The sequence below is a fragment of the Salinibacterium sp. genome (genome assembly GCF_031364185.1).
Classification (GTDB): Bacteria; Actinomycetota; Actinomycetes; order Actinomycetales; family Microbacteriaceae; genus Rhodoglobus.
Genome location: NZ_JANLVV010000383.1, coordinates 1 through 5,548, shown reverse-complemented (window position 1 = coordinate 5,548; position 5,548 = coordinate 1). Strand labels below are relative to the sequence as shown.

The window sequence follows — 5,548 nt, the reverse complement described above, 5'->3', positions numbered from 1 at the left end:
ACGCTGGCGCCGTCGGCCGCCTCGATGGCGCCGTGGTGCTCGCTAGGACCACGTACTTCCATGCTGTTTCTCTCCTTCATAAACTGAACTATATCGAGATCGGCCCCGAGGAGAAATGGAGCTAAACCCCGGGTCTTCGTGGGCGCTGGTCATCGCAGTCGAGACCGTCCGAAATGACGGAGATCCTGGCACCGCCGACCCCGGTACGCGCCATGTGGCCCCGCACCGTCGCCGAGAGTTCCGTCATTTCGGACGTAGACGAGAGCGGGGCGACACCGCTACACGTCGCGGCGCTTGATCATCACTCCAGCCAGCGCGAAGAGCGCGATGACCCAGATCACCAGAACCACGAGGCCCTGCCACGGCTCGAGCAGGATCATGTCTGGAGGCACCGGTAGACCTGCCACGGTGTAGGAGAACATCCGGCCGCCCGCACCGTTGGAGTCGGGGAGGAACGCTGAGAGGTTTCTCACCCAGTCCGCCTGGGCGAGAGCCGCGAAAATCGAGAGCACGATGGGGAGCACGAGGATGAGTCCGAGAACTGCCGAGATGCCGCCCGCGCTATTGCGCACAATCGCGCCAATCGATAGCGAGAGCATCGCCAGCAGACCGAGATATCCGGCGCCTCCCAGAAGCGCCCACCACACCGAGGCATCCGCAAAATCAACTTCAATCCCTTGCCCCTGCAACACCATGGCCGACAGCAGGCCAGAGCCGAGCAGGGCGACCAGCGAAACGGCGAACGTCGAAGCCCCGATCACGAGGGCCTTGGCGGTCAGCGCTGGAGTGCGACGCGGCACCGCAGTCAGGGTAGAGCGAATCATTCCCGTGCCGTATTCGCCGGTGATGGTCAGGGTGCCGAGCACCGCGACGACCAGCTGGGCGAACACAATCCCGATGGTCGCGGACTGCACCCAGATGGCCTGCACACCCTCGGCCGGAACAGGTCCAGAACCGCCCGAGGCGTTTGCGACCAAACCGGCCAGGCCCAACGTCATGACAAACACAAGACCGAAACACCAGACGGTTGATCGCAGCGACAGCAGTTTGATGAGCTCAGATTTCAGGATGCCACCAAACGACAGCGCGGACAGCGCCCGGGTCGACTGCGGCTGGGTGAGTGTGGCGGTCATCGTGAGACCCTTTCGTTGGACGACAATTCGTTGGGTGCTGGCACGGTGGATGCTGGCCCGGTGGGCAGCCCGCCCGCGTGGTACTCCACGTCATCCTGCGTCAGGGCGAGGTAGGCGTCTTCGAGGGAGCCGGCGACAGGCGTGAGTTCGTGCAGGATGACTCCCGACCTGGCCGCCACTTCACCAATCTGTGGCGCCGTCAGCCCGGTCACATCAAGCAGACCATCGTCGCCCTTCCTGACGACGGTGCCCTGGTCGACGAGCAGCTCCGACAGGCGAGTGGCCTCGGGCGTCCTGACTCGCACGGCGGTGCCGCTGGAGAGCGCGAGAATATCGGCCACGGGCGCATCGGCGATAACCCGCCCGCGCCCCAGCACGATGATGTGGTCGGCGGTCTGGGCCATCTCAGACATCAGGTGCGACGAGAGGAACACGGTGCGCCCCTCGGCGGCGAGCCGTCGGGCGAGGTGTCGCACCCAGATGACACCCTCGGGGTCGAGCCCGTTGACGGGTTCGTCAAGGATGAGCGTGGCCGGGTCACCGAGCAACGCGGCCGCAATGCCAAGTCGCTGCCCCATGCCCAGCGAGAAGCCGCCGACGCGCCGACTGGCGACCGACTCGAGCCCGGTCAGCGCGATGACCTCATCGACGCGGCCACGACCGATGCCGTGTGTTGCGGCAAGCGCGCGGAGGTGATTGACAGCACTCCGACCGGTATGAACGGCCTTCGCATCCAGTAATACGCCGACCTCCCTCAGCGGAGCGCGATGCTCGGCATAGCGCTTACCATTCACCAGCGCCGAGCCCGCCGAGGGCCTATCCAGGCCCACGATGAGTCGCATGGTCGTCGACTTTCCGGCACCGTTGGGCCCGAGGAATCCGGTCACCATGCCGGGTTTCACCGAGAAGGTGACATCGTCGACGGCCCTGGTGGCGCCGTAGTGCTTACTGAGCCCGCGTACTTCGATCATGTAGTTTTCCTCATGTGATCAACCGTAACAAGGTCGTTCCCTGCCGGAAATGGGGCTAACCCCCGGATGCGCCGTGCCAAGTTCAGCTCAGCACGTGCTGAGTTCAGCTCAGCCTTCGGGGCTGCGCCACGTTTATCGTGCGCCTACGCTACCGATGCTGACTGCGTGATCGCGTCCCCCTGGAGGGGGAACCCCGCTGGTCCCTTCGGATGAAATTCGACTGGCCGACAGTCCAGCTGAGCGCGCGCGCTGACGAGCAGCGGGAGAGAAGAGACTCACGCATCGCTCACCGGCCGTTCTTCACCTGCCGTCGCTCACCGGCCCCTGCTCACCTGCCCTTGCTCACGGACCCTTGTTCACCGACCCTCGTTCACCGACCCTCGCTCACCCTCGCTCAACCCGGGAGCTTGCCCACGGTCAGCGAGTCGCCGTCGGCAGCGACTCCCACCAGCACGGTGTCGCCGTCCCGGATGTCACCCCCGAGCAGTGACTTCGCGAGGGAGTCGTCGATCTCGCGCTGCATGAGTCGGCGCAGCGGGCGGGCGCCGTACACGGGATCGTAGCCCCGTTCCGCAAGCCAGCTGCGGGCATCCGGAGTCACTGCCAGCTCGAGGCGACGGCCGATAAGTCGCTTCGCGAGCCGGTCGATATAGAGCTCGACGATTTGCCCCAGATCGCCGGTGGTGAGAGGCGAGAACACGACGATGTCGTCGAGCCGGTTGATGAACTCGGGCTTGAACTTCTGCCGCACGAGCTCGTTGACGGCCGCCTTGCGTTGCTCCCACGGCAGGTTCTGGTCGGTGATGTACTGGCTGCCGAGATTGCTGGTCAGGATCAGGATGACGTTGCGAAAGTCGACCGTGCGCCCCTGCCCATCGGTCAGCCGGCCGTCGTCGAGCACCTGAAGCAGCACGTCGAAGACCTCCGAATGCGCCTTCTCGACCTCGTCGAGCAGGATCACGGAATAAGGTCGCCGCCGCACCGCCTCTGTGAGCTGCCCGCCCCGCTCGAAACCGATGTAGCCGGGAGGCGCGCCCACCAACCGCGCCACCGAATGTTTCTCGCCATACTCGCTCATGTCGATGCGCACGAGCGCCTTCTGGTCGTCGAAGAGGTACTCCGCGAGCGCCTTCGCCAACTCGGTCTTGCCGACCCCGGTGGGGCCCAAAAACAGGAAAGACCCTGTCGGCCGGTCGGGGTCTGAGATGCCGGCGCGCGTGCGCCGCACCGCCTCGGAGACGGCCTGCACCGCATCCTTCTGCCCGATCAGTCGCTTGCCGAGCTCGGCCTCGAGATGCAGCAGCTTCTCGGTCTCGCCCTGGGTGAGACGGTCGACCGGGATGCCCGTCCATGCAGCCACCACGCTCGCGATGTCATCTTCGGTGACCTGGTCATTGACCATCCGGTTGCCGGCCGGCTCGGCAGACTCCGCCTCCACCACAGCGGCCTCGATGCCGGGGATGGTCTCGTAGTTCAGCTTCGACGCCGCCTGGTAGTCGCCCTCGCGCATGGCCTTGTCGAGCCTGATGCGCGCGTCATTCAGTTGCGCCTTCAGGTTGCCGACCCCCGTCAGAGAGGCCTTCTCGGCCTTCCACCGTTTCTCGAGCTCACCCAGCTCGGCGCCGCGGGTGCGGAGGTCGTCGCGCAGTTTCTCGAGGCGGGCGCGCGAAGCCTCGTCTTTCTCCTTCTTCAGCGCAACCTCCTCGATGCGAAGCCGGTCGACGGCGCGCTTGAGCTGGTCGATCTCGACCGGGCTTGAGTCGATCTCCATTTTGAGTCTGGATGCCGCCTCGTCGATGAGGTCGATCGCTTTATCCGGCAGCTTGCGCCCCGTGATGTACCGGTTGCTGAGGGTGGCCGCCGCGACCAGGGCCGAGTCGGCGATGGCAACCTTATGGTGCGCCTCATAGCGTTCCTTCAGCCCGCGGAGAATCGCCACGGTGTCTTCGACCGATGGTTCGCCGACAAACACCTGCTGGAAACGGCGCTCGAGCGCCGCATCCTTCTCGATGTATTGGCGGTACTCGTCGAGGGTGGTCGCCCCGATGAGCCTCAGCTCACCGCGCGCCAGCATCGGCTTGAGCATGTTGGAGGCGGCAACCGAACCTTCGCCGCCGCCCGCGCCCATAAGCGTGTGCAGTTCATCGATGAAGGTGATGACCTGGCCGTCTGACTCCGTGATCTCTTTGAGCACCGCCTTGAGTCGCTCCTCGAACTCACCGCGATATTTGGCCCCGGCGACCAGCGCGGCGAGGTCGAGAGAGACGAGCTGCTTATCCTTGAGCGAATCCGCAACATCCCCGGCGACGATGCGCTGCGCAAGCCCCTCCACCACCGCCGTCTTACCGACACCTGGCTCACCGATGAGCACGGGGTTGTTCTTCGTGCGACGGGTCAAAACCTGGCTGACGCGACGAATCTCCGCATCCCGCCCAATGACAGGGTCGAGCTTGCCTGCGCGTGCGATATCGGTGAGATTGACGCCGTACCGTTCGAGCGCGGTCTGCTGCTTCTCATCCTGCGTACCAGAAGCGGTGCCCGGTGCCCCCTGCATGTTCGCCATGATGCCCTGTTCCTACCTGTTGTGATGGCGTGTTGTGATAACCGCATTGCGATGACACAGACTCGATTCAGCACCGCAAACTTGAGTTGTGCTGACTCAAGTTTAGGCCACGGCGCTACCTTATGCCACAGCAGCGGCCATGGAAGGGCCCGGGCGCATCACGTGTGCCATCCACCACCATGACAGCCAGCCGACGACGGCAGCCAACGCGATGCTCACCAGAAACGAGATGACGCCGAGGGCGATCACGATGGGCAGCCCCTGCAGGCCATCGTTACGCATGCCATCGTTGTCGACACCGGAGGTGATGACCTGGAAGGGAATGATGAGCAGGCTCGACACGAGCCAGTGCGAGACAACCGCGACTCCGGCAGCAGCCCAGGTGACGGGCCACGGTTTCGCGACCCCGTGAGACCGGAGGATGCGCGCACTCGCGAATAATGCCGCGGCAATGACGGCGGCGCCGAGCAGGGCCACGAGCAGCAAAGGCACCACCGCGGCGCTCGGATCGAGGGACTCCAGGAAGCCGATCATCCCCTCGTATGCGCTGCCGGGGCGGTACACCGCACGATCGAGTGCCGTCAGGATGACGGCCACGACCCCGACCAAGGCGAGCAGTGCGAGCGGAATCCACAGCAGGCTGAAGCCCAGGTTGAGCAGGAGGAATCCTACGATTCCCGCGGTACGCGCCCCCGATCTCTCGCGAGACCCCAGTGGTGGCCTGGGCGCCCGGGGCACCATCAGCTGGGATTGGTAGTCCGGATCGGTCACGGGTGTGCTCTTCTCTATCTCTTGGGAGGAACTAGCGCGGTCACAATACCAATGGGAGGAGATATCACACCAGTATGTGGCTACCTAGTCGGGCAGCGTCTGACATTCGC

General features: G+C 64.6%; 4 protein-coding genes. All 4 read right to left on the bottom strand.

Features of this window, described 5'->3' with window-relative positions; all coding sequences use genetic code 11:
• Nucleotides 1-278: 278 nt before the first annotated feature.
• The 4 genes from RMN95_RS16550 to RMN95_RS16535 all read right to left on the bottom strand — a co-directional run bounded on the left by RMN95_RS16550 (nt 279) and on the right by RMN95_RS16535 (nt 5,438).
• Nucleotides 279-1,133 (bottom strand): ABC transporter permease, encoded by an 855-nt coding sequence (locus RMN95_RS16550; protein WP_309618003.1) that lies wholly within the window; start codon nt 1,131-1,133, stop codon nt 279-281.
• Complete coding sequence (locus RMN95_RS16545) at nt 1,130-2,104, bottom strand: ATP-binding cassette domain-containing protein (protein ID WP_309618002.1); 975 nt, start codon at nt 2,102-2,104, stop codon at nt 1,130-1,132. Before RMN95_RS16545 ends, RMN95_RS16550 begins: the two co-directional genes overlap by 4 nt.
• Nucleotides 2,105-2,498: 394 nt before the next feature.
• The gene (locus RMN95_RS16540; RefSeq protein ID WP_309618001.1) at nt 2,499-4,667 is read right to left on the bottom strand and encodes an AAA family ATPase; all 2,169 of its coding nucleotides are present in this window, start codon (nt 4,665-4,667) and stop codon (nt 2,499-2,501) included.
• A gap of 120 nt (nt 4,668-4,787) precedes the next feature.
• Complete coding sequence (locus RMN95_RS16535; RefSeq protein WP_309618000.1) at nt 4,788-5,438, bottom strand: hypothetical protein; 651 nt, start codon at nt 5,436-5,438, stop codon at nt 4,788-4,790.
• Nucleotides 5,439-5,548 lie beyond the last annotated feature (110 nt).